The sequence below is a fragment of the Fodinibius sp. SL11 genome (genome assembly GCF_052060035.1).
Classification (GTDB): Bacteria; Bacteroidota; Rhodothermia; order Balneolales; family Balneolaceae; genus Fodinibius.
The window spans coordinates 568,247-593,531 of the sequence record NZ_JBPOEA010000001.1 but is presented as its reverse complement, the minus strand read 5'-3'; the positions used below and the strand labels follow the sequence as shown (position 1 = coordinate 593,531).

26 protein-coding genes are annotated in these 25,285 nt (G+C 41.5%); 12 read left to right on the top strand and 14 right to left on the bottom strand.

Going from position 1 to position 25,285, the window contains the following annotated elements; translation table 11 throughout:
- Window positions 1–26: 26 nt before the first annotated feature.
- Entirely contained in the window at window positions 27–875 is an 849-nt protein-coding gene (locus ACQ76V_RS02375) for a 5'-nucleotidase, lipoprotein e(P4) family (protein WP_440998859.1), read from the top strand.
- Window positions 876–877: 2 nt separating this feature from the next.
- Window positions 878–1,270, top strand: a complete 393-nt coding sequence (locus tag ACQ76V_RS02370) for a hypothetical protein (protein WP_440998858.1) — start codon at window positions 878–880, stop codon at window positions 1,268–1,270.
- Window positions 1,271–1,342: 72 nt separating this feature from the next.
- Here the strand turns inward: ACQ76V_RS02370 and ACQ76V_RS02365 are convergent, their stop codons facing one another.
- The 3 genes from ACQ76V_RS02365 to ACQ76V_RS02355 form a co-directional block, all read right to left on the bottom strand.
- Window positions 1,343–2,587: a hypothetical protein gene (locus ACQ76V_RS02365; RefSeq protein WP_440998857.1), complete on the bottom strand. Its 1,245-nt coding sequence runs from the start codon at window positions 2,585–2,587 to the stop codon at window positions 1,343–1,345.
- 2 nt (window positions 2,588–2,589) lie between these two features.
- Window positions 2,590–3,087: a hypothetical protein gene (locus tag ACQ76V_RS02360; protein ID WP_440998856.1), complete on the bottom strand. Its 498-nt coding sequence runs from the start codon at window positions 3,085–3,087 to the stop codon at window positions 2,590–2,592.
- A 170-nt stretch (window positions 3,088–3,257) separates the two neighbouring features.
- Window positions 3,258–3,821 carry an adenine phosphoribosyltransferase gene (locus tag ACQ76V_RS02355; protein ID WP_440998855.1) on the bottom strand — a complete coding sequence of 188 codons (564 nt, stop codon included), beginning with the start codon at window positions 3,819–3,821 and terminating at the stop codon, window positions 3,258–3,260.
- Window positions 3,822–3,868: 47 nt separating this feature from the next.
- Between ACQ76V_RS02355 and tadA the strand changes: the two genes are divergently transcribed.
- Entirely contained in the window at window positions 3,869–4,360 is a 492-nt protein-coding gene (gene tadA, locus ACQ76V_RS02350; protein ID WP_440998854.1) for a tRNA adenosine(34) deaminase TadA, read from the top strand.
- Between the two features lies 1 nt (window position 4,361).
- On the opposite strand, the gene ACQ76V_RS02345 is transcribed toward tadA, so the two are convergent.
- The gene (locus ACQ76V_RS02345; RefSeq protein ID WP_440998853.1) at window positions 4,362–4,715 is read right to left on the bottom strand and encodes a site-specific integrase; all 354 of its coding nucleotides are present in this window, start codon (window positions 4,713–4,715) and stop codon (window positions 4,362–4,364) included.
- A 174-nt stretch (window positions 4,716–4,889) separates the two neighbouring features.
- On the opposite strand from ACQ76V_RS02345, the gene ACQ76V_RS02340 reads away from it, so the two are divergent.
- From ACQ76V_RS02340 to ACQ76V_RS02325, 4 genes are all read left to right on the top strand, one after another.
- On the top strand, window positions 4,890–5,798 hold the full coding sequence (locus ACQ76V_RS02340) for a cation diffusion facilitator family transporter (RefSeq protein ID WP_440998852.1): 909 nt from the start codon (window positions 4,890–4,892) through the stop codon (window positions 5,796–5,798).
- A gap of 49 nt (window positions 5,799–5,847) precedes the next feature.
- Entirely contained in the window at window positions 5,848–6,507 is a 660-nt protein-coding gene (locus ACQ76V_RS02335) for an acyloxyacyl hydrolase (RefSeq protein ID WP_440998851.1), read from the top strand.
- Between the two features lie 112 nt (window positions 6,508–6,619).
- Window positions 6,620–7,882, top strand: coding sequence for an LA_2272 family surface repeat-containing protein (locus tag ACQ76V_RS02330; protein WP_440998850.1), 1,263 nt, complete (start codon window positions 6,620–6,622; stop codon window positions 7,880–7,882).
- 60 nt (window positions 7,883–7,942) lie between these two features.
- Complete coding sequence (locus ACQ76V_RS02325) at window positions 7,943–8,488, top strand: PH domain-containing protein (protein ID WP_440998849.1); 546 nt, start codon at window positions 7,943–7,945, stop codon at window positions 8,486–8,488.
- Here the strand turns inward: ACQ76V_RS02325 and ACQ76V_RS02320 are convergent.
- Window positions 8,481–9,983 carry a sodium-dependent transporter gene (locus tag ACQ76V_RS02320; RefSeq protein WP_440998848.1) on the bottom strand — a complete coding sequence of 501 codons (1,503 nt, stop codon included), beginning with the start codon at window positions 9,981–9,983 and terminating at the stop codon, window positions 8,481–8,483. The genes ACQ76V_RS02325 and ACQ76V_RS02320 overlap by 8 nt on opposite strands.
- A 252-nt stretch (window positions 9,984–10,235) precedes the next feature.
- On the opposite strand from ACQ76V_RS02320, the gene ACQ76V_RS02315 reads away from it, so the two are divergent.
- The 4 genes from ACQ76V_RS02315 (at window position 10,236) to ACQ76V_RS02300 (ending at window position 15,480) form a co-directional block, all read left to right on the top strand.
- Window positions 10,236–13,211 (top strand): protein O-mannosyl-transferase family, encoded by a 2,976-nt coding sequence (locus ACQ76V_RS02315; protein WP_440998847.1) that lies wholly within the window; start codon window positions 10,236–10,238, stop codon window positions 13,209–13,211.
- 107 nt (window positions 13,212–13,318) lie between these two features.
- Window positions 13,319–13,777, top strand: a complete 459-nt coding sequence (locus tag ACQ76V_RS02310) for a hypothetical protein (protein WP_440998846.1) — start codon at window positions 13,319–13,321, stop codon at window positions 13,775–13,777.
- A 5-nt stretch (window positions 13,778–13,782) separates the two neighbouring features.
- Window positions 13,783–14,232, top strand: a complete 450-nt coding sequence (gene ybeY, locus ACQ76V_RS02305) for an rRNA maturation RNase YbeY (protein WP_440998845.1) — start codon at window positions 13,783–13,785, stop codon at window positions 14,230–14,232.
- A gap of 84 nt (window positions 14,233–14,316) precedes the next feature.
- Window positions 14,317–15,480 (top strand): DUF445 domain-containing protein, encoded by a 1,164-nt coding sequence (locus tag ACQ76V_RS02300; protein WP_440998844.1) that lies wholly within the window; start codon window positions 14,317–14,319, stop codon window positions 15,478–15,480.
- A 9-nt stretch (window positions 15,481–15,489) separates the two neighbouring features.
- Here ACQ76V_RS02300 and ACQ76V_RS02295 read toward each other — a convergent pair whose 3' ends face one another.
- From ACQ76V_RS02295 to ACQ76V_RS02280, 4 genes are all read right to left on the bottom strand, one after another.
- Complete coding sequence (locus ACQ76V_RS02295) at window positions 15,490–16,305, bottom strand: carbon-nitrogen hydrolase family protein (RefSeq protein ID WP_440998843.1); 816 nt, start codon at window positions 16,303–16,305, stop codon at window positions 15,490–15,492.
- Between the two features lie 117 nt (window positions 16,306–16,422).
- Complete coding sequence (locus ACQ76V_RS02290) at window positions 16,423–17,763, bottom strand: amidohydrolase family protein (RefSeq protein WP_440998842.1); 1,341 nt, start codon at window positions 17,761–17,763, stop codon at window positions 16,423–16,425.
- A gap of 5 nt (window positions 17,764–17,768) precedes the next feature.
- Complete coding sequence (locus ACQ76V_RS02285) at window positions 17,769–19,169, bottom strand: amidohydrolase family protein (protein WP_440998841.1); 1,401 nt, start codon at window positions 19,167–19,169, stop codon at window positions 17,769–17,771.
- Between the two features lie 5 nt (window positions 19,170–19,174).
- Window positions 19,175–20,503, bottom strand: coding sequence for an amidohydrolase family protein (locus ACQ76V_RS02280; RefSeq protein WP_440998840.1), 1,329 nt, complete (start codon window positions 20,501–20,503; stop codon window positions 19,175–19,177).
- A gap of 294 nt (window positions 20,504–20,797) precedes the next feature.
- On the opposite strand from ACQ76V_RS02280, the gene ACQ76V_RS02275 reads away from it, so the two are divergent.
- Complete coding sequence (locus tag ACQ76V_RS02275; RefSeq protein WP_440998839.1) at window positions 20,798–22,216, top strand: NAD-dependent malic enzyme; 1,419 nt, start codon at window positions 20,798–20,800, stop codon at window positions 22,214–22,216.
- Window positions 22,217–22,285: 69 nt separating this feature from the next.
- Here the strand turns inward: ACQ76V_RS02275 and ACQ76V_RS02270 are convergent, their stop codons facing one another.
- From ACQ76V_RS02270 to ACQ76V_RS02250, 5 genes are all read right to left on the bottom strand, one after another.
- Window positions 22,286–23,008 carry an SDR family oxidoreductase gene (locus tag ACQ76V_RS02270; protein WP_440998838.1) on the bottom strand — a complete coding sequence of 241 codons (723 nt, stop codon included), beginning with the start codon at window positions 23,006–23,008 and terminating at the stop codon, window positions 22,286–22,288.
- A complete protein-coding gene (locus ACQ76V_RS02265) occupies window positions 23,008–23,610 on the bottom strand; it encodes a 7-carboxy-7-deazaguanine synthase QueE (protein ID WP_440999025.1) in 603 nt (200 codons plus the stop codon). Before ACQ76V_RS02265 ends, ACQ76V_RS02270 begins: the two co-directional genes overlap by 1 nt.
- 46 nt (window positions 23,611–23,656) lie before the next feature.
- The gene (locus ACQ76V_RS02260; protein WP_440998837.1) at window positions 23,657–24,046 is read right to left on the bottom strand and encodes a 6-pyruvoyl trahydropterin synthase family protein; all 390 of its coding nucleotides are present in this window, start codon (window positions 24,044–24,046) and stop codon (window positions 23,657–23,659) included.
- 88 nt (window positions 24,047–24,134) lie between these two features.
- A complete protein-coding gene (locus ACQ76V_RS02255; protein ID WP_440998836.1) occupies window positions 24,135–24,761 on the bottom strand; it encodes a thioredoxin family protein in 627 nt (208 codons plus the stop codon).
- Window positions 24,762–24,766: 5 nt separating this feature from the next.
- On the bottom strand, window positions 24,767–25,285 hold the full coding sequence (locus ACQ76V_RS02250) for a TlpA family protein disulfide reductase (RefSeq protein ID WP_440998835.1): 519 nt from the start codon (window positions 25,283–25,285) through the stop codon (window positions 24,767–24,769).

Below are 25,285 nucleotides of genomic sequence, written 5' to 3'. Positions count from 1 at the left end.
TTTTTTTAATGTAACTAACCTATATAATGCTTCATTCATTACGGAAATTATCATTTTTAGGGGTTCTTGTAGTTGGATTTCTTTTCTGTTCATGCAGCAGTACCTCTACCCTACAACATCCCACCACATCGGCCACGCTGTGGACACAAAATGCCGCTGAATATCAGGCATTAACGACAATGGTTTATCGGGCTGCAACTTCCAATCTTGCGATGGCTATTGAAGATTCGTACTGGACGGCTTATCCAGCCCAAGAGAATAAGCAAATTCGCAAACTCCCTCCGGCGATTATTGTAGATGTGGATGAGGCTGTGCTTGACAATTCTCCTTTTCAGGCTCGAATGATCCAGCAAAATAGCAGTTATGATCCCCAACAATGGAATGATTGGGTGATGGAAGCCAAGGCGAATCCTGTGCCGGGGGCTGTTGATTTTACGCAACGAGCAGCAAAACGAAGAGTTGCTGTTTTCTATTTGACGAATCGTGAAGCCAAGGTCGAAGACGGAACCCGTGAAAACTTAAACGAATTTGGCTTTCCACTTTCTGAGGATGAAGATCGAATCCTAAGTAAGAATGAACGAGATAACTGGACGTCTGCTAAAACGCAACGACGTGCATATATAGCACAAAATTACCGAATAATCATGCTTTTTGGGGACGATCTTAATGATTTTATTTCTGCTAAAAATATCTCCCAAAAAGAACGGGCTCATATAGTTGAAGAAAATAGAGAAAAATGGGGCAAGTTATGGTGTGTATTACCTAATCCTGTCTATGGCTCATGGGAGAATGCCCTCTATAATTTTGACAACTCCCTCTCTCCTGCTCAAATTGACAGTGCTAAGAAGGCACGTCTCAACCCAAAAAATAATTAGCCATGGGCAGTCGAGAAACTATTGAAGAGTTCTTTAAAGAAGGGCTCCAAACTACGGGCGGTTTTACTATTTATACCGATCTGTTCCTTTATAAGGACAAGCAATTGCTCAAACAAAATCGCCTGAAAGAATTTGCTGAGCGTCAAATTGATAAAGCAAAAAATATCTTTTGGGCAGTCTTATTTAGTATTATCATTGTTTCATTTTATTCGTTCTGGCATCTCATTCAGTTTGGTCAAGATTGGGAATGGATTGACCTAACAATTGGAATTGTATTTTGGACCGTCCTTATTTTTGTATTGATCAAGGCCTGCAAGGAGTATTATACTATAACCAGCTCAATGACGCTATTCCTGAAATTATTGGATGACGAAGAATCAAATAAGGTGAAATAATTTTAATGCAATAAAAAAGCGGATCCGTCGTGGCGGATCCGCTTTTAAAATCGACTGTAAAGCTTTCCAATCCTATGCTGATCCGCTGTTTTTCTTTTCACGAATCAACATAACGCCTAATGCTACCGCCAGTAATACACTACCTCCCAGCAGATAGACTAAGATATTATTCGATCGCGGCTGGGCAATCTTGGTCCATTCATCAACTTTTTGGTTGAGTTCAGTTGTTTGTTCCCTGCTTAACACATCTGCATAAGCCAAATTACTGGTCCACTGTACTTCTACCCGATCCCAAAACTCCTTAAATTTTTGGAGATCACTGTAATTTTCATCGGAACGATTATCTTTACTTTCCTTGATCTTTTGATCAAGATACGAATCTAAAGCAGTATAAAACTCATTAGCAGATTTAAAAGAAGCAGTTTCAATATCTTGCTGTGCAAAATACTCCTTCACAGCATCGAGGGTATTTGATTGCAACAAACTGTTCCATTTTGTTAGGTTCCCGTTGATGTTGTCTGCCAACATATCGGCATTTTCACCCTCATATACCTCATGAATCTTATCACCCAGTTTATTCCACATGGATTGAAATTGATAGTTTACCTCGGCCATGCGCATATAATCATCCAGCTGTAAGCTTGAGGCATTGCGTTGTAATATTTGAATGTTCTCTTCTGAAATATCGTGGATCAACTTTAATGCATCATTTGTTTTGATCCGTGATTTTTGATCATAATTCTCGATCTCCTCCAATGCTTCCAAGTCCATATCCTGATACGTCACAACCATCGAGTCAATAAACGTTAATATTAGCTCATCACGCTTCTCCAAGTTTTGACGATATTTGCGCACCATATTGGAGAGCTCCTTTTCGCTTTCGGTCGATTTCCGGATGGCATTTTTAAGGGAATCAGTCTGTTGATCAAGTTGATTTAGATCCTGCTCGTATGATGCCAGCTGATTCTCAAGTTCTTGGAGTTGACTTTTTTGTTCCGTAATCGTTTCGATCTTATTGAGAGTACGAACCGATGACTTTTTTAGTTCTTCCATTTTTTGCTCATAGGTATCCGGATATAAGGCTTTATCTAACAACTCCTGGTGTTTGTTATATCTTTGTTCAAACTGTTTGATAGAATCAATCACTTTTTCAGCACTATCGGGAGAGGTAACATCCTCTATCTGCTGTTGGTAATCAGCATATTGTTCCTTAAATGTTTGCTGTATCTTATAATCAGACTGCGCTTGTTGAGCATGAAGCTCGGAAGAGAAGAGTCCAATTATGAGCGTCAATAAAATTGTTATTCGAAGTTTCATAATTAGTTCACCTCGCGTTGAGCCATTTGTGAGTCTTCTTTTTTAATACTTTCTGGATTTATTCGCCACACATCGTCCGTTGATTGGTTAAGCAACTGGATATATGACATACGTTGATTAAAAGCAGGGTTGGTAATACCTTCCTCCAGTACCTTCAATGTCTCTTTCAATACCAAGCTTCCTTTTTCTGGGGCCATCACATACACATTTTGGTAATTAGGCGCCGTTATATAGTAATATCCTTCTTGTCCGCGGATGTAACGCACCTGTTCCGTGGTTACAGAAGAAGTATCTTGAGTTTCTGCATATTGGATAGGTTTGATATTGAAGGTTAGTCCATGCTTGACATCTTCAACTGTTCCGTTCTCATCTGGTTGTAATACAGACTCAATTGATTGCGAATAGTCTACCTTGCTGATAACCATTGATTGCTTACAGCCTGTTATAAACAGAGCTGCAACCATACATACCATCGTAACCGTTTTTATGAATGATTTCATGATACCGTTTATTCGATTTATTCGTAATTGTACTATTATTATGCTGTCCAATTACTTATAGAGGGTATCACAAATAAATGTTCCTTACACCTACCTATGACAGTACTAAGGTTGGCAATAATCGAATAAAATAGGATAAAAAATCTCTTAAAAAATAGGTATAACGCCCACTATAAAGAAATGAGGATATCTTTTTGTACATCTTCAGGTAGTTGGTCACATCCCTGCAAGGCTTCCAACTCAATAATAAACGAATACCCCACAACGTGTCCTCCCAGTTTTTCGACTAATTGTGTTGCTGCTTTTGCCGATCCTCCAGTTGCTATTAAGTCATCATGGATAAGGATTCGATCTCCTTCGTCAAAAGCATCGCTATGCATTTCGATTGTATCTTCACCATATTCAAGCGCGTAGGTCGCCGAAACAGTATCCGCTGGGAGCTTCCCCGGCTTGCGGATGGGAATAAAACCAGCGTGCAGGTCTTGCGCAAGATTGGTACCAAATAAAAATCCGCGAGACTCTAACCCAATCACGTAATCAATATTCATGCGGCGAAATGGACGTGCCAACACCTGAGAAGTAAGTTCCAGCGTATCTGGATTTCGCAAGAGCGTCGTGATATCCTTGAATTGAATACCCGGTTTAGGGAAGTCTGGAATATTACGGATATTCTCTTTCAGCAGTGCAATTATTTGTTGTTTAACTCCATCCATTTGCCGTATTTTCTGATTCATATTGTCAAGCTGATAATAGTTAATTGATACCCAAGGAAGCAAATAGAATGAATTCTGATATTTCCGGTACCCAAAAACATCTTCGGTTTATGCAACAGGCTTTTTTTCTGGCTGAACAAGCCTATGAAGAAAAAGAAGTTCCCGTGGGTGCCATAGTTGTTAAAAATGGTAGCATTATTGGGAAGGGATATAATCAAACGGAACGACTGAACGATCCTACAGCTCATGCCGAAATGTTGGCCATCTCTGCAGCATGTTCCACGCTTAAACAAAAATATCTACAAGATTGTACCTTGTATGTAACACTTGAACCCTGCCCGATGTGTTCTGGCGCTATGGTTTGGTCAAAAGTTGATCGGGTAGTTATTGGTGCGCTGGATGCTAAGGCAGGAAGCTGTGGAAGTGTCTTCAATATTACATCAAGTGATAAGTTAAATCACCAAGTTGATGTAATGCATGGATTTATGGAAGAAGACTGCGAGTGGATTCTTAAGCAATTTTTTCAAGAACGCCGCTCCAAAGGAAATGGCCAGCCCTAACCTATCCTGCCGAGACCTGTTGCTTTCTATTACTATTCCGCGAACGGCAAATATATGGAGTCTCCCCCTGCACTAAGCCCTTTAACGATGGCAAAGGCTTACCAATAATATGACGATATAAAAAATGTATAGCCTGCCGGGCCTGATTTTGAATGGAATCCGGGACCTCCCGATTGGTAACAAGGTGGTTTAAAAATTCGACCACTTCTTGCTCCCCCATATTCTTGGGATGTTCTAAATTGTGATAGTAAATAAAACGAGTGATCCACCCAATATAGGTTTGCTCGGTGCGATAACTCATTCTCCTTCTTCTAACCTCTGTACGAATCTCGCTAAGCAATACCGATTTTGCCATAAGACTCTCCTTTGTTGTTTTATTAGTAAGACCGTACCCGGAGGGAATCCTTACAATTTTTAATTAACTATCTACCTTTTTATATCCTTTTAGGAACCCAATTTATTTACCTATAATTGAACTGACCTATATTAAAATAATATCACGTCTTTGTAGTACATAATTCCGTTTATCATGGCCGCATCTTCAAAAAAAGTTATCTACGCTGCATTAATTGGAAATGCACTCATCGCCATTACGAAATTTATAGCTTCGGTAATAACAGGAAGTTCAGCGATGATGTCGGAAGGTATTCACTCCACTGTTGATACCGGCAACCAGCTTTTATTATTGTTAGGATTGAAAAAGGCCAAAAAGCCAGCCGATAAAGAGTTCCCCTTTGGGCACGGCAAAGAAATTTATTTTTGGAGCTTTATTGTTGCTATTATGATTTTTGCGGTCGGTGCAGGTATTTCTATTTATGAAGGTATTCACAGCCTGATGGATCCTCACCCGGTGCAAAATCCGATCATAAATTATGTTGTCTTGGGACTGGCTATGATATTTGAAGGCTTTGCCTGGTATTTTGCCTGGAAGGAGTTTGATCAAGCACGCGGTGACAGAGGCTACTACGAAGCCATACGTAAAGAGAAAAACCCAACGTTGTTTGTTGTTTTATTTGAAGATTCAGCTGCGATGCTGGGTTTAATTGTAGCATTTCTTGGAATAGCGTTAGGTCAATTTACAGGGCTTCATATTTTTGATGGTATCGCTTCCATTATCATTGGGATAATATTGGGAATCACGGCTGCATGGCTTGCTTATGAGACCAAAGGGTTGTTGATTGGTGAAAGTGCTGATCCGAAAATCGTCACAGGAATTACCAATTTAGCAAACAATTATAACTTTATATCCGGGGTTAATGAAGTACTGACGATGCACATGGGCCCAAATTACATCCTGCTGAATCTTAGTGTCAATTTTGAGAATACCATGGATGTAAATAATATTGAGGAGAATATATCAACTATATCCTCCCAGATAAAAAAGGAATACCCACTTGTAAAACGGGTCTTTATAGAAGCAGAAGAAAATGACCGATAATAATTTTAGACTTACACTATAACTAATTGTATTACAATATACTACGCTAATGATTAAGAATGCATTAATTACATTAATACTTTTTTTATCAGTATGTAAAATTGGGTTTGGGCAAGCCCCAAATTATGATAGTACTCAAAAATCAGATCCAAAATTTACTGATCGATTTACATGGGTTAATAAAAAGAAAGTGAATATCCATGAGATGAATTTTGTTGCCGGTCATTCCTTTACTTCTACTAAGGGATTTTGGGGGAAGATCCCAAAGGCAAAGCTCAATATTTATACTCTCCGATACAATCGAAAGCTTCTGACTTACAACAATAAACATCTCCTCGAATATACTGCAGAAGCCAATTTAGCAGCTAATTACTCACTTTCCGATACCGAGAGATATCAATCCGGTTCTTATAGTGGATTTGGGATAGCACCTTTAGGATTTCAGTTTAATTTTAATAGAACGAATACCCTACAGCCTTTTCTTAAGACCTCAACAGGCTTTATGTATTTTAAAAAACCTTTTCCCGATGATCGTGGTGTTCAATTTAATTTTACACTTGAATTAGGAGCAGGATTAGAAATAATGGTACTAAACAACCTCTCTTTTTCTCTTGGATATAAATATCACCACATGTCTAACGGACAGTTTGGACAAATTAATCCGGGAGTAGATTCAAATATCTTTTATACCGGGATTACTATTTTCTGATTTAAGGAGGGAAAACTGCAAGTACTGCTTTTCCTATAACAAATTTTGTTTGGTTTCGTAAATGTATCCTGTCTAAAATCCCAAACAATAATCACAGTATTTGAAGATTCCAATGAGTAAGATTCATCTTTTATTTGCCACCCTATTCATAACCTTATCATTCACTTCTCAACCGGCACAAGCACAAGACCATACCGATCAAGACTGGCAAAATTATGGTTTAAACTACCGCACTTATCGGGTAACGCTCGTACCTGGGTTAAGCTCCAACGGTATTGATGCATTAGGTTATGCCTCAAAATACTCTTTTAACTTATTAGGGGGATACCACGGTGCGCTACATCAGGGATTTGAGCTGGGTACCTTGATCAATGCCAATAAGTATTATGCTTCAGGTGTTCAGATAGCCGGTATTGGGAATTACTCTGGACATCACACCTTAGGAGTTCAAATAGCTGGATTGGGAAATTATAGCGGTAAAGCAATGCGGGGAATACAAATATCAGGCATTGGTAATTGGGGCTCAACTGACATACAGGGCTTACAATTCGCAGGTATTTTCAACGCATCCGGGGGCAGTATCCAAGGGCTGCAAAGCTCGGGGGGATTTAACATAGCTAAAAATGATATTCAGGGGCTATTAGTATCGGGCTTGGGTAATATTTCGGGCGGAAATATACAAGGATTGTTATTCGGAGGATTGACCAATATTTCTCGCCACGACATGCAGGGAATTATTACCTCAGGGGGATTAAATTATTCAAAATCTTTTCAGGGAATCAGCCTCAGCTCGGTAAATATAAGTCATGATTTTCAAGGCATTCAACTTGGGATGGTAAATGTTGTGGATAAAGGCCAGGGTATTCAAGCCGGATTAATAAATTATGGGGACAAATTTGAAGGGGTACCAATCGGCCTTATAAGTTATTATAGAGACGGTAGGAAAAATATTGATTTGTGGACCAATGAGACCGGTTTTACAAACGTTGGCATTAAGCTGGGAACCCAAGAAGTCTACAACATGCTTTCTGTTGGATATAATCCGTTTCTCAATCGTAATGTTTGGCAGGTCGGATGGAGTATTGGTCGACTACATGAATATGAGGGGTACGATCTCCATACTGATTTTTCGTACTTTAAAATCAATGAGGGTAACTGGACCAAAGATTTAAATTCATTATTTAAATATCGTCTTCTATTCGGAAAGAAATTCAATCAACAGCTTAAAGTTTATGGTGGGCCCACTTTTAATATGCTGATCTCTCGATTACAGGAAAGCGATGACTATGCGCCCTATCGAATATTTGATATTGAAGCCAAGGGTCGCCAGTATGTTTTCTGGATAGGGGCGACAGTTGGTATTGAATTATTTTGATGGGATTCCATAATACACTATTTAACTGGATACTTCTCCACCAATTTTCAAAAGATATTTATGGCTACAAAAACAAAAATATTACAACAAGCTGAGTTCAATCCACGAATAAAGAGGTATCTATTGGTCTATGGGATGCTTTTCTCAATCGTAACTATTGTAGGCATTGTGTTACTCCCCATTTATTTTATTATAGCCCCTATTCTGATTAACAAATACTTTGATCGTCTGAGCGCTGAGCTAACCTCACGAGCCCTTCGTTTTGAGAAAGGGGTGCTATTCCATGTAGAGCGCACTATTCCTTTGGATAAAATTCAAGATCTTACTTTTAAAGAAGGTCCCCTGCTTAAATATTTTGGGTTAAGTATCCTGAAGGTAGAAACCGCAGGTGGCAGTGGCCAGGGACAAGCTGATCTTACACTCGTCGGTATCAGGAATGCATCGGACTTTCGAAGCCAGGTTTTAGAGCAGCGTGATAAAGTAACCGATAATAAGTTTTCCTCCGCATCAACAGAAACCGAAGAATCTACTCTGGCGGTACTCAAAGAAATCAGAGATTCACTACAATCAATAGATCAAAAAATGAATTCCAAACAGGTTAGGTAGATTCCCCGGTCGTCTGTTCTGCAATGTCATCGTTATAGAGGTAAAACAGTCCCATTGCAATGCCCCACTGTACGGCAATAGTCGCCACAGAAAAAGCGCTAAGCGGATTGTACCAGCTGTTAGGGGCGTAAGATGTAATACTGAGATATATCCACCAGATAAGTAACGAAATCACTTCTACCGGCACAACATACTTTATAATTACCGACCACCATTTGCCCAGTTCATACTTGTGCTCACCGGTATTTACGATAGTCGAACGGAACTTCTCAGGATCAAATTTAATAATAGCAAACGACATAAAGGCACCGGAAACCATTAATCCTACCGCCCACACAAAGTCTTGATTGGCAAGTATATCGGTAGAAATCGCTGATGGCATCCCCAGAAGAAATCCAGTTATGCAAATCGCAATGGTAGCATTTTTCCGGGGAAATCCCATATCCACAAAAACGCGGCTGGCCAGCTCAATCATAGAAATAAGTGAACTGAACGCAGCAAACGTCAATCCTAAAAAGAACAGGATGGCAAATATTTTACCCCCGGCCATCTCGTTGAAAAGTTGAGGCATCCACATGAACGTAAGTCCTGTTGAAGCGGGACCAGAAGTTTTCATAATATCGAGGATCTCTCCATTGGTCATACTACTTCCAAGCGTGCCAAAAACGGTCGCAAAAATGGTCATGGCTGCCAGTAATGATACAATGTTATTCCCAATACCGGTTTGAAAGGCGCTGATAGTAATATCATCCTTGGAACGCATATAAGCGCCGTATGTTAGGATAAGTCCCCAGGCGGCGCCGGTATCCCATGCGTTTTGTGTAAGTGCTTCGAGCCAAAGACTGGGCTGCGTCAATGTAGACCAGTCGGGGGTAAACAGGTACTCAATACCCTGAAAGCTGCCGGGAAGCATAACCGCCCGAATGAGCGAAATAACGACCACGAGTAACAATGATGGAATTAACACCTTATTAATGCGCTCTATGGATGAGATCCCCTTGACGACGACTAATCCGCCGAGGCCAATCATTACTGCATGGAAAACCGAGGGCCACATAGATCCCTGGAAACCATACCACACCGTTTCGGCTTGAGCCATGCTTGCCGGTAAGCCTGCAGATATGGATTCAATCAGATAGTATAAACACCAGCCGGCTACTACACTGTAGTAAAACATAATTGCTGTAGATACAAAACCGATAAAGCTACCCATCCAGGCATATTTTTTACCCACCAGGTTGATAAACGAGCCAATGATGCCTTTTCGGCCGTGTCTTCCAATACCGTACTCAGCAATAATTAGTGGAATGGAAAAGAGGAATAAGCAACTGATCCAGGCAATGAGAAAAGCCCCCGCTCCCTCCTGCCCGCCATTTTGTGCGGCAATGCGAGGAAATCGCCAAATATTTCCCGTACCCACGGCGATCCCCAATACACTCAGAATAAGCCCCAATTTTGTTGAAAATAGATCCCCTGATCCGTTTTTGCTGCTCATAGAAAGCTGACTTTATCAGTTAAACAGTTCAAAATTATCTGCGTCTATTTTTAATGATTTTTTGGCGAAGTGGCAACCGACACAGCAAATTGTTACTACTTTTATAAAAAAATATTCATAATTAATAATCGTTTAACAATCTTGTCAGCGGGCGGTAAGGCTTTATTAACATTTTGATTCTATCATGCCTATGGCTATTATTGCCTGCTAAAGAAATCCATTTTTAAACAGCATTTAAAGTATCAGGTACGAATGTTTTCGAATCACAAGACAACCAACCGTACGTTAGCTTTAATTACCTTCTTTGCCTCTCTTATCTTGTACACGTTAACGATGGCCCCCACCGCCAGCTTTTGGGATGCCGGAGAATTTATAGCTGTTGGTCACGGCCTGCAGGTTAATCACCCTCCCGGGGCTCCCTTTTATTCCTTACTGGGTCGTCTGTTTTCTATGTTTATGCCTACTGCTTACGTAGCGGCCAGCATCAACTTTATTAGTGCCTTGAGCTCTGCACTTACCGTAATGCTGTTATATTTGATTATTATGCGGTTAATGCGAGAATGGAAAGGCGCACCCGAAAATATGCTTGAGATCGATAAAGTTGCGATGTATGGGGGTGCTCTACTTGGTGCTGCTACCTTTGCCGTAACCGATACGTTCTGGTTTAGTGCTGTTGAGGCCGAAGTTTATGCTCTGTCAATGTTGTTTACAGCCTTGGTTGTCTGGTTGGCTCTTGTTTGGGCCGAAAATCACGATAAGCCTTACAATGAGCGTTGGGTTATTCTCATTGCTTACCTTTTTGGGATTGCGTTGGGCATCCACCTGCTTAACCTCCTCGCCCTATTTTTTGTAGCACTGATTATTTATTTCAAAAAGTATGAATTCAGCTATCAATCATTTGGTGTCCTAATGGCGGTTTCTGCGGGTGCCTTTTTACTGGTTTATCCCGGTACTATTCAGGGGATTCCCAGTCTTATGGAATGGATTACCAACGCCAGCTATGGACTCATTGGTCCATTGGGCTTCATCATCCTTGTATTGATTGCTATGAGTTTCGGCCTGTATTACACCCACAAGAATGGGCACCGAGTAGCAAATATCGTAATACTTTGTTACACAATGATTCTAATCGGCTACTCCTCGTATTCCCTTATTTTTATCCGCTCTATTGCCGATCCTCCCATTGATGAAAATGATCCCGAGACGGTTGAAGCTTTTATCGATTATCTGGAACGCAAACAATACGGACAGACCCCATTATTAACCGGTAATACCTATGATAGCAGCCAGGGAACTGTTAATCGTGATAAAGAGACCTTCTTTCCTCGTCGCTATTCTACCAACCCTCAGCATATGCAACAGTACGCCCAATATTCAAGCGACTGGGATTTCTTTTTGAGATATCAGGTTAACCATATGTACTGGCGGTATTTTGCCTGGAATTTTATAGGTCGTGATTCCGACATTCAGGATGCGGGATGGCAAGCCGGATTTACAGATACTGCACATGAAGAAAATCCCGCCCACAACAGCTACTTCTATATCCCGTTTCTGCTGGGAATTTTCGGAATGCTATTCCACTTTCAAAATGATTGGAAACGTGCCTTATCAGTCTTAGCATTGTTTATCTTTACAGGACTGGCCATCATCTTTTATCTAAACCAGACCCCCATGCAGCCGCGCGAACGCGACTACGCCTACGTAGGTTCTTTCTTTGTGTTTGCTATATGGATTGGTATGGGTGGCATTGGTTTAGTAGAATTAGTTAAAGATTATCTTAAATCAAGTAAGATTGCTTCTTATACTATTCTCGGTATACTATTTTTAGCTGCCCCGGTGTGGATGGGCATGGAAAACTTTCATGATCATGACCGAAGTGAACGTTATGTAGCCCCGGACTATGCCTACAACCTGCTCAATTCAACAGCTCCTAACGCTATACTCTTTACTAATGGCGACAACGATACCTTTCCGCTTTGGTACCTTCAGGAAGTGGAAGGCGTGCGAACCGATGTTCGTATTGTCTGCCTTAGCTTGCTTAATACGGATTGGTATATTAAACAGCTAAGAGATCAATGGTCTCATGAATCTGCTCCCCTTCCCATTTCTTTTGATGACGATAAAGTTGAGCAATTGACCAGTGGTCTTTCGATGCATAATCCTGACACACTGAGAATTCCTGTAAACAAAAACATGTTGAAAAATGCATTTAGCAGCATGGAAAATTACAAAGAAGCAACAGGTGTTGATCTCAGTAAGGATCTCGGCTTTAATTTATCTGAAATCGGTTATCAAATCCCTATTGATTCACTGGATAACGAAATGGCCTGGTACTATGAGGGGCGTTCAGCCGGGCAAGATCGTCAGGGTAACCGACGATACTATACTCAGGTTCAGGATGAGGTTATTTTAGATATCCTGCGGAATAATAATTGGTTGCGACCGGTTTATTTTGCAAATACCGTATCCAATCAGAGTCAAATGAGCCTACAGCCTTACTTCCGTTTCGAAGGCAAGGCCTTCCGCGTAGTTCCTCAGCGTCGACAATCACAGGGCTATGGCTGGATGGATCCAAGTATTCATGCTAAACGACTTTCAAATTTCCGGTTTAGAGAATGGAATAATCCCAATAATTACTTTGATGAAAACATTCGTCGCATGTTGGGTAATTATCGGTTTAGCATCACCGAGCTGGCTAATAAATACAGCCAGATAGGCATGCCCGACAGTGCGAGCTACTGGTTGGAGTGGGGTGAAGAGAAACTGCCGTTTAATATTAATGATAATAACATTAACTCAACGATACTCTATGCTTACAGTTATGCAGATGTGGGCGATACCCAAAATGCCTATGAGTTGGCGAAACAGCTCGAAGAGAACGTATTGAAAAACCTTGAAAATACCATTGCGGAATACGATGACATCCAAAACGAAATATCAGAACTAAACCAAAAGGCTGAACAGGCACGCAATAATGCTAATATGGAGGCTCAGCGTCGTTTGAAGCAACGTATGCAGGGTATTGGGTCACAACGTCAACAAATAGCCCGCGATATTTCAAGATCCATCAGCCACCTTACCATCATACAGCGCATTTACTTTATGAATGGTAATGATGAAGAAGCCACAGCCCTGCATGATCGAGTTAACGCCATAACGGGTGAACGAATTTCCGTTCCGGCTACCAAAGAAGAAAACAAAAAAGAGTTTGATCGATTCCAACTGTAAAAAGTTCAAGTTTACTTTATGAACTACGCAGCCAAAATTTCTAATTTAAAGCTGTGAATGGTATATTTCACAGAATCAAAATAATGATTGCATAAGATTGCGAACCAATGGTTCATCAGTTTACTAAAGAAAATATCGATGCTATCGCCAATGTGCTTGAAACCAAAGCCAAGCCCCTTGGCAATGATGTTTTTCGTCTTGAGGTAGTAAATGAAGAAGAAAACCGACGTTTGGCCCTCGAGATACATCTTGGCCTCGAGGTTAAAGGCGAAAACTCAAACATGGTTTCGGTATATGCCCAAAATACATTTTTACAGCTTCACAACTGCACGGCTTTTATTGCCAGTGATATGCTACAACAGGTAACATTCTTTGGACGCCAGAACGAACGCACATCAGGTCTTATTGTTGAAACCGGCGCCGGTTGCAGTTTGTATGCGAACGTAAGCGAAACGATCTTAAATAGCGATTTTACACAGTTGCCCGAAGACTTGATGATGAGTGCCATTGCCCTGTCACTTACCGAATCTGTAGATCTTGATGACTTTTCTTTTGATGAAGATTGATATTAATGGCAAAGGAACTTCCTGATATTCAAATCTTTAACCAAACGAATTTATCCCCTCCTCTTGAGCAAGCATTGTGTCAAGCTATTGCCAACCAATTATCAGAAAACGAAGAATGTAGTTTTAACTTTGTGGAGGTTGTCTTCGTTGATGAGGAAAAGATTGTGCAGATCAATAAGGAGCATCTCAACAGAGATTACGTGACCGATATTATTACCTTTCGATATGATGATGCCGATACGAATCAGGATATCGAAGGCACGATGTTCTGTTGTGCACCGCGAATCATCGAACAAGCCCAAGAATTTAACGAATCCACGGAACGAGAGTTTTTGCGGATCTATATCCATGGTCTGCTACATTTGGCAGGATACGATGATAAATCCACGGGAGAAAAGGAGAAGATGACCAAAAAAGAGGATTTTTATCTCAGCAGGACTAAAAAACTGCAATAACAAATCTCCAATTGCAGATCCTAAACTACTTACCCATATTTACGTATAGCTATCCGTAACCATTTTAATAAACAGTTAACGGTAATGAGCGTAGACCACCTGCCTAAAAATAAGTCTGATCGTGCGTTGGATACCGCCAAAGACAAAACACGTGAACATGCCCGGAATCTTTGGCAGATTATTAGTCGTTATACTCGGATTGAAGAAATTGCAAAGCCAACTGCGGAATCCAAGCGCCAACCGGAACACAAGCAGCTATATAGCAGCACGTTTATATCGACTCTGTCACTTATTCCATATTTGCTGATACTGCTTTTCGGGGTTTCTTTTTATTGGGATTTTAATGGACTGTCAACTGCTATTTGGGGACAACATCTTCAATTTGAGGGACTCTTAAAAATACTCAGTGTCAGTGGTTTAATAGGTTTTTTTACCAACTGGATAGCTATTACCATGCTTTTTAAGCCCGCCGAAAAACGTCCTATTTTCGGACATGGCCTGATACCGGCACAGAAAAATCGTATTGCACATCGCTTGGCTCAAGCGGTTTCTGAAGACCTCATCAATCCCGAGATCATCAAAAAGAAAATTACAGATTCTAATATCATTGGCCGCTACCGGAGGCTTTCAACGCGATATATCAAAAGTATTATTGATGATCCCCAATTCAGAAGTGATATTAAACAGTGGGTGTTAAAATATCTTGATGAAATGATCGCTGATCCTGAAATCAGAGCAGCACTTGCCAAACGTATTCTCACCCAAATTGAGGAGGCCTTGCACAATAAATCTTTCGAAAAAATTGCGCTAAAAACCTATACTTTTGTAAAAGGTCAAGAGATGCAATCAATAATCGAAGAAGCGTTGGTGCAAATTCCCACTTCGGTAGAAAGTGGCCTGGATAAGCTGGATGACTTGTTAGATCAACTGCCACGGAAAATTGATAAGAATAGTGAAAACATCGAAAATATCGTCACCAACCTACTTTATAAACTTATCAATCAGCTAAATGTGCATGCTCTGGTAGAGGAAAATTTACGGAGTTATGATGAACAGCATATCTCAAACATCATACGCTCGGCGACCAATGAACAGCTGCGTTATATCCAATACCTGGGGGCCATTTTGGGGGTAATTGGTGGGTTTGTAATCTGGGAACCGTTGCTGAGTGTAATTCTTCTCGGTAGTCTTTCCGCCATCCTCCTTATGCTGGATCAACTAATATATCAATATACCAAGGCTTCCTGATCCGAAAACTCAGATTCTGCGATGTTTAAGGGAAGGAATCTGATTACGTACCTGCTGAATATTATTAGGATCTATCTCTACAACTGCAATACCAGGTTCTTGCCCCGCATCTGCGATAACACGCCCCCAAGGATCGATGATAATTGCATGACCCCACGTCTTTCGATTTTTTCCATGTAATCCGGTTTGTGCGGGTGCAAACACATAGCTCGTATTCTCAATAGCACGAGCTCTTAACAGCGGACGCCAGTGATCTTGTCCAGTCGTATACGTAAATGCAGAAGGAATCGATAATATCTCGGCTCCCTTATCAACAAGCTCCCTGTAGAGCTCTGGAAAACGCAGATCATAACAGATTGAAAGTCCCCAGTTGCCAATTTCACTATTTTTGTAAACTGCTGGTTCAGGATCCCCGGCTTGCACATAATCAGACTCCCGATAAGACTCATCGTTATCCAGGTCAACATCAAAAAGATGGATTTTGTTATAGTCCTGCACTTCTGTTCCATCGGGAGTATAAAATGGAGAATGGTTATATACTTTCCCATTTTCTACCGGGACAGGATAACTCCCACCCATAAGATAGATTCCAAACTCTTTGGCAGTGTCAGAAAGAAATTTAGGAACCTGTTTAGCAATAGTATCTGCCCTTTCCATTCGCATAGAAAGCCCTCCGAGGAATGCAAAATTTTCGGGCAATCCCACGACCCTGGCTCCCTTATCTACAGACTTTTTGATGTACCGGTAGGCCGAATCCAAATTGACCTGCAGCTCCGTTTGGCTGTTCATCTGAACTACAGCAGCACGGTATGACTCAGAAATCATGATATAATGTATTTTAGATGGTTAAATATATTTCCAATTAAATAACTCGAAACTTTAAAATAAAAAAGGTGCGACATTATTCATGCCGCACCTCTATAATTATAGCAGGAAGTAAATTTAATTCGTTTTTGCCCCTCTATCTAAATACTGCTCGTAAAGCTGTATGTGGCGACTTACCATTGGTATTTTATTACCCCGGATAAAGACATCCGTAATATGGTTCATCGGCTCAAAAGGATCGCCATCTGCAATAAAAAGATTCGCCTGCTTTCCGGCTTCAATACTACCAAGTTTATCTTCAACACCAAATATTTCGGCGGCATTAATAGTAATTGCTTTTAAAGCCTCCTGTTGGCCAAGACCATAATTTGCAGCAAATCCAGCATGATATGGAGCATTTCGTACGTTTTCGACCCCACCGGTTGCAATAGCAACTTTTACGCCAGCAGCATGCAACTTACCGGGATTCTGATAAGGACGCTGGTAATTATCATAATCGCGTTCGGGGGTATATAACGTAGAAACCAAGCATGGAAGTCCAGCTTCGGCTATTTCGTCAGCCACCCGCCAGCCGTCTCTTACGCCGGCCAGAATAAATTGCATTTCAGGATAGTTTTTGGTCCACTCAATAACATCCAAAATATCACTTTTGGCATCGACCGAGATAATAACCGGAACTTCTCCTTGTACAACCTCTCGCATAGCCTGCATCTTTTTATCCTTATCAGGCTGTTCTTTGTTATCTGGATTATTTTGAAAATCCGTCATCATTTTTTCATAGAACTGGGCTCGAGAAATAAAATCATCGAGCTTCTTCAGATCTTCTTTATATTCCTTTTCGACCTCCTTGTCTGATCGGTCATCCCACCAGCCGCCTTTCTTAGAAGTTGGCCAATTTAAGTGTATCGCTGCATTAGGTTTAACAGCCATAGAATCAGGAGAATAACCATAGAGATCGATGAGTGTGCCCTTACCTGCCAATCGTCCGGAGACAGGCATCGAAATTACGTTCGTAACACCATTGACCCGTGTTACAGGAATATTGACACTGCTTGGATTAATAGCGGTAAATGCTCGTACGTGGGGATTAAAATCACCAAGCTCTGCCTGGTCATTTGTCACAGCCACCGCTCCAATTTCTTGCAGTCCGAGCTGTGTCCCTGCATCAATAAAACCTGGGTATACATGTTTGCCTGATCCATCAATTTGTTTATACCCGGAAGGAATATTGATGTTCGTACCAACTTCGGTAATCTTTTCTCCGTTTATCAGAACGGTTCCATTTTCAACAACACCATTAGTAACCGTATGAATGGTGGCATTGGTAATAGCAAATTTCCCGAATTCAGCCTTTTCAGTTATCTGGGCTTCTGCGCTCATCCCCAATAACAGTACCAAGAGACAAGCTGATAAAATGCTTTTCAAATACGTCATAATAATTTCTGTGTCTTTGGTCATTGTAATTAATTGCCTTGAAGTTTCATGCCCTGCTTGCTAAAACGAATTTCAGCACCCTGCAGGCATGTTTCTGAATGACGACCATTTTCGTTGTACCAACGTCCTGAGGCTTCATCGAAATCCTGTTCCGCGTCAATCTTTAACCGCATATCGTCGGCATCTTCAGCACGATCAAAGTATTTTTTTCCATCTACAAATGTCTTGAGTGTTTTACTGTAGATGCTCAGCGGATGGCCGTCCCAGATGGCAACATCGCCATGTTTTCCTACCTCCAAACTACCTACTTTATCATCGATTCCCAGTTGGACAGCTGGATTTAGGGTAATCATTTTGAGGGCATCTTGCTTGGAAGTATTACCATAGTGTACTGCTTTGGCTGCCTCATGATTTAAATGGCGTATCAACTCTCCGCTGTCGGAGTTAATGCTATTTTTTACGCCATTCGCATTTAGGATAGAAGCGTTGTAAGCCGTCGAATAGTACACTTCAAATTTGTAGGCCCACCAGTCGGCAAATACCGAGGTATAAGCACCATTCTTCTTGAGCTCCGGTGCAACCTTGAAAGCCTCATTTGCGTGCTGAAACGTATAGTCTTCAATTCCATAGTCATTAAAAACACGCATAAGCATGCTTATTTCATCAGCTCTATATGAGTGTGTATGAACGAGCACTTCGCCCTCTAAAATATCAACCAGCACTTCGAGCCGCTCATTTTTAGCTACCGGTACGGGTGGCGTGGACCGATCACCATTTTCGTACGCTTCTTTTGCGTCATGGTATTCCTTTCGATTGCGCCGGTAATCAATGGCTGCATCAAAATGGTCGCGGATGACCTGTTCAACGCCCATACGAGTTCGTGGTTGTACGTCAAACCCTTGCCCATGTACACGTGTCGGGTTTTCGCCCAATGCAAACTTGATGGTTCGAGGAGCATCCTCAAAACGCATCTCATCCATATTAGCCCCATAACGGAGCTTTAAGGTCTCATTCTGCCCGCCAATTACATTCGCAGATCCATGCATCAAGTGAATTGACGTAACACCACCGGCCAGCGCCCAATAGATATTAATATCATTCGGGTTGATGGATTCCTCCATTGAAACTTCAGCTGTAACAGGATTTGTCCATTCGTTGATATCGACCCCGGCAATATGCGAGTGAGCATCAATGATACCCGGCATAACATATTTTCCGGAGGCATCAACCGTTTTGACACCGCGCGGAGCAGAAATATCTTTACCAATTTCGCTGATTATGCCGTCTTTAATTAATAGATCCGTGTTGGGCATATTGCCATTGGCTATTGTAATAAGGGTTCCATTCTTAATAAGAACTGAACCCTTCTCTTGGGCATAGCCCGTTAGGCTAAAACAAAAAATTAATATTGCTAAAAATAACTTCTTCATAATACTTACTCCTCAGAAGATTCTTGTTCAAATTCTTTAAGCTTTCCATCTATAATGGAATAAATCGACGTTGCTTTTTCTTCCATAAACGGCTTGTCAAAGACCGTAAAGTTGGCAATTCGACCTTCTGTAATATTACCGAGTCGGTTGCCGTATCCCAAAATATCGGCCGTAGATTGTGTCAACAATTGTAATATTTCTTCTGGATCAAGGTCACCCTCCTCTTGTAAAACAGAAAGGTGTTTACCCAAATCTGATAGCTTTAAGCCATTTGAAGCAAATCCGACTTGTACCCCGCTGTTAATAAGCTTGGCAATATTTTGGATATCAGCTTTGTAAGCTGCTTCCTGTTTATCTCTGAAGATGCGCATTTCTTCTGTAATCTCAGGCTCATCTTCGTCCTCTTCCTTTGAACGCCATTCGGGTTCCTCTGGAAAATCAATGCTGGCTAATACCGGTATATCACGCTGTTTCAACTCATCAGCCTTTTCATAGGCTTCTTTTCCGGATACAATAACAACCTCAAAACCAAGATCATCCTGCAGCTGAAATACACGCTCAATATTTTCTTTGCTATCAACTACAAAATAGAACGGCTGCTGCTGATTCATCACCGGATAGAGTGCTTCGAGCACTTCATTCTTTTTTGGTGCGGGATAATTCGATGAAACCGAAGCAAAATACTGCTCCTGTTGCTGTAAAGCTTTTGCATCGTTGAAGAGCTGTCGAAATTGCGTCATAACTCCCATAGTTGTGGAGGGATAAGCTTGCCCCTGAGCCTCCTCAAATTGGGCCATCAGTCCTATCCCTGACTCTAAAAGAAGATCTTTTGTCTCTTCCCCATTTATAAAAAACAACTCAACCTGTCCGGGCAGCATTTGTCCCTTTAGGCCTAATGCGGCAGTTGTAAATCCATGCTTAGGTGCTTCGGATAGGGCTTTACTATCTGTTTGCAATATCTTAGAAGGTTGACGTTCGGGCTGTATTCCGGCCCGTCCATAACCGGGATTACCAGGCACATTGGGAGTTCCCACATTTTCATCCACATCAGGACTTCCCCAAAGAGCCAATCCATCAATAAATCCCGGATATACATGCAGACTATCTCCTCCATCATGGACATAGGCGTCAAATGGAATCGATGCATTTTTTCCGACGTCAGTAATGACACCGTTTCTCCAAACAATAGTTCCACTTTTGATAAGCTTTCCATCAGCAGTATGGATGATTACATTTTTAAACGCCTCAGCCGGTGATGACTGCGACCACCCCTGTGATGCGAACATCAACAATAAAGCAAAACAAAGAACAGTAAAATGAGCTGTTTTCTTCATAAAAATTATTTTAGTGCAAATTTAAACCAATTTGAATATATCATTATGAATATTATTTCAAAGTTTATAAAGGAAAAAAGATGTAAAGCAAAATACAATGATACTTTTAACTACTACTGCACAACACTTTAAATTGAGAACAATATTTGACCCCACATTTAAAAAATCATCTGCTTTACAGATGCAGCAGAGAAAATCAGGGAATAGAATTTGTTGCACAGTTATAAGGATTGTAACTTTGCTGCTTGTAATTTTTGAGTTTAGAATTTATTTAAAACGGAAAAGCATATCCCAATGAGTGAAGTACAACCCAGTGTCAGCTACAGTTTTACCATGCGTTTATACATTAAAAACAAACCCGGTATGCTGGCCAAAATATTAAGCGAAATTGCAGATCAAAAAGGTGATCCCGGCGCCGTTGATGTGGTTAAAGTGGAGGGAAAATATAAAGTTCGGGATTTGACCGTAAGTGCTCGTGATGAAGAGCATTCCAAAGCTATTGTTAAGGCTGTTAAAGCAATTGACGGTGTAAAGGTTCGCAATGTTTCTGACCGTGTATTTCTACTCCATTTGGGCGGCAAGATTCGCATTAAAAACAAGGTACCTGTTGATACACGCGACTCCCTTTCAATGGCCTATACCCCGGGCGTGGGTCGTGTCTGTGAAGCTATCGCCGATAATAAAGAGAAGGTTCACTCACTCACGATCAAAGAAAATTCTGTAGCTGTGGTTAGTGATGGTTCTGCTGTATTAGGATTGGGGGATATTGGCCCTGAGGCCGCGATGCCCGTCATGGAAGGGAAAGCCATGTTGTTTAAAGAGTTTGCTAATGTGGATGCCTATCCTATCTGTCTGCAGACCCAGGAAGTAGATGAAATTGTCAATGCTGTTAAATGGATGTCGCCCGGTTTTGGTGGAATTAATCTGGAAGATATCGGGGCACCACGCTGCTTTGAAATTGAAGAAAAGCTGAAAAAAGAGCTTGATATCCCGGTTTTTCATGATGATCAGCATGGAACGGCCGTAGTCGCACTTGCCGCTACTATTAATGCTTTAAAAGTTGTTGAGAAGGATCTGTCTGATCTTCGAACCGTGATTGTTGGAGTTGGCGCTGCCGGTGTAGCGATTACCAAGATTTTGTTAGAGGCAGGTGCAGAAGAAATTCTTTGTTGCGACCGGAGCGGTATTATCAATCGCGATAAAATGGATGAGCTTAATTCAAGCAAACAGTGGGTCGCAAAGAACACCAACCCTGATAATCTTTCCGGCTCCCTACTGGATGCAACTGAAGACGCTGATCTATTAATTGGGGTTAGCGGACCTGGAACGGTCCCCATTGAAGCAATAGAAAAAATGGCTGATGATCCCATCGTATTTGCACTTGCCAATCCGGTACCGGAAATAATGCCCGAAGAGATTCAAGATATTGCGCGAATCATTGCAACCGGGCGAAGCGATTACCCGAACCAGATCAACAACGTATTAGCATTCCCGGGATTATTCCGCGGTGCTTTGGATGCACGAGCTACCGACATTAACGAGGAAATGAAGTTGGCAGCTGCGCATGCTATTGCCGAATGTATTAATCAAGAAGGACTTAGTGAGGAATATATTGTACCGAGCGTCTTTAGTAAAGATGTCGTTCGCAAGGTTTCCAAAGCGGTAGAAGAGGCTGCTTATGAAAGTGGCGTGGCTCGAAGAACCAAGCCTTAACTCTCATCTCCATAACGAAATCTCGATTTCCTGATGGTCTCGCATAGCGTCAGGCCATAGGTTATCTCATTACATCGGTGGCACGCGACCATGTTGCGGTTTGACCAATATTTCTTCAACCACCGTTCTCGGCGATAATTGAGTCAAATTCAGTATAATTTCTGCTACATCATCAGGATCGATCAACAGATCGCGATCTATGAGTGATCCCTCCCACGATGTAGACTGCGTCTGCCCCAGATTAACAGCTGTGACGCCAATTTCAGTTTCCAGTAATTCCTTGCGGAGAGAGCGTGTATATCCCAATAACGCATGCTTTGAGGCGGAATAAGCACCGCTGTCTTCCAGTCCTTCTATAGCCCCCACTGAACAAATATTGATGATCAAGGCGTGAGGTTTTGTTTTTAGATCACCCAAAAACCGCTGTGTTATGTTGACGGCTGAATATAGATTTGTCTGAATTTGTTCGGCAAATTCTTCGTGTGATGTCTTCTGCAACTTCTTGAGTAGATAGGAACCGGCATTATTAATGATAATTTTTGGAGTCGGAAATCCTTTGGGCAACGCAAGTTTCTGAACAGCCTTTGGATTTACAGCATCACAAGCCGAAATGGATACTTCATTATCCCCAATTTTCCTGCACAGTGTTTGGGTATCTTTTAGATCTGATTTTGTGCGTGCAATAAGTAGAAGGGCAAAATCTGTGTGTCGAGCAAAAGCCTGAGCGATCCGACGACCAATACCGCGACTGGCGCCGGTGATAACTACAGAATGATTTTCCTGCTTGGTCACTATCGAACCCCCATAAATTTATGGGTCTGCAGACTGATACCCCACCTGGGATTTTCTTTCACATAATCGACGATAAGCTCTACTGCCCCCTCTTTTTCCCATTCGGGTTGAAGCAACAGTTGTGTGCTATCGGGACATTTGGCCGCGTTCTTCTCTGCCCACTCTAAATCTTTATTGGTTAGTACCACTACTTTCAGCTCATCCACATAGGGAAAAATATCATCCAGTGGTTCTTTAAATCGTTTGGGCGATAATGTGATCCAGTCTAAAAATCCTGAAATAGGTGACGATCCACTGGTTTCAATATGGACTTGTAATCCAGCCTGTTTAAGCTGAAATGTTAGCGGATCAAGATCGTGCAACAGCGGTTCTCCACCGGTGATGACAGCAAATTCAGCGCCGCTTTCCTTTGCCCCACTTACAATCTGCTCAACTGTTTTCGGTGGATGTTGCTCTTCATCCCAGCTTTCCTTGACATCACACCACCAGCAATTGACGTCACATCCCGCAGTACGGATAAAATAGGCGGGTCGTCCGTTGTGAGCACCTTCGCCCTGAATGGTGTAGAAATCCTCCACCAGCGGATATTCAACCGACCGCATCTCATCCTGGTCGATAAGCTCTTCTAACTTTTCCTGATCAATCTCGTTAAACATGGTCTTTGGTATATTCAACCCAGCTATTTTCCGTTTCCCAAACTGTCACATTTAACCTGATACCGTCGGGAATGCGCTGCTGTGTTTCCTTATAGATAAATTCTGCAATGCGTTCAGCAGTGGGATTTACCGGCAGCTCCTCATTCAAGACAGAATGGTCTAACCCTCCCTTTTCTGAGCCTTTTGCCGCCCACTTCAATTCTTTGAAATCACATACCATATCATCAGCCTCAAGGTATTTTGAGGGATTCAACTTATCCGATTCCGCTGAAATATGCACTTTATAGCTGTGTCCGTGCATACGTCCGCATTTACCGTCATAGCCCTCAATCAAATGGGCAGCATCAAATTTAAATTCTGTATGTAATGTCCAAGTGGGCATTTGTTGTTCATTATTTCGGTTCTAAAAGAAAAGGCTCGCCGTAATTGGCAAGCCTCCAAAAATAAGGAAATATTGAGACAATTAGGAATTACTTAGGCCACTTAATTGTGCAACCAAGAGCTTTCGTCGTCTTGGGATTGATTTCCTTGCCTGCTACCAAATTTTGAATCGCATTTTTCAAGTAAGGCTGCTCGACGTTTTTGGCTGATTTGGCATTGTCATCAATAGCTCCGGTATATACGAGCTCCATGTCACTATTGAACAAGAAGATATCCGGCGTTCTGGTTGCACCAAAAGCTTCGGCCAGTTTCGCCTGTTCATCAAGAGCATAATAAAAATTATAATTGCTTGACTTTGCTCGTGCTTGCATATCTTCCATTGATTCTCCCTTATCCCGAATAGCTGCATTGGGGTTCAACATAATGACACCTATTCCATTTTCTTCGGCCATATTCACAATGGGATTATACCGGTCTTCCCAAGCCTCTACCCATGGACAGGTATTGCACGAAAAATTCACCAACAAACCATTTTTACCAGCAACTTCAGCAAGTGTTAATTTTTCTCCTGATATGTCTGTCACTTCCACATCCGCAAGCGGGGCTTTGGCACCAATCTCTAACCGATCAGTATTATGATTCTCAACTGGCAAAAACGCCAACAATCCTACAGCTGAAAGTATTATAAACACATAAAGTAAATTTTGTAAATTCATGGCAGTCAGACATTTATTGCTTTTTTAATGAAACGTTCAAACTTTTCGTATTCAGCGCCTTGTTCCCAACTGGCAACAAGCTTTCCTTCCTTATTTATGATTTTTGTAAACGGCAAAGCTCCACTCCATTCATCAGAAATTGCTTCAATAAAAGGTTGATCTTTGCCTGTCTTAAAATAGGTCACCCAATCAACATTTTGCTCTTTCAAAAACTCTAACGCCTTACCGCGCTGGTTGGGAAAATCAGCCGAGATAAAAATAACATGCAGCATATCCTCATACTTTTGCTGCAAATCTACAATATAAGGAAATTCTTCGATACAAGGGGCGCACCAAGTAGCCCATACGTTTACCAATACCACTTTCTCCCCCTCGTATGAGCTGATAACTTGTTGCAACTCTTGACCGGAGGCATTCTTCAATAAAGAGTCATCTGATATCTTTTGTGCCTGTAACTTACCCACCAAACCAACGGCGATGACCAGAAAACATAGAAAAGATGTTATCCGCTTATGTTTAATCAT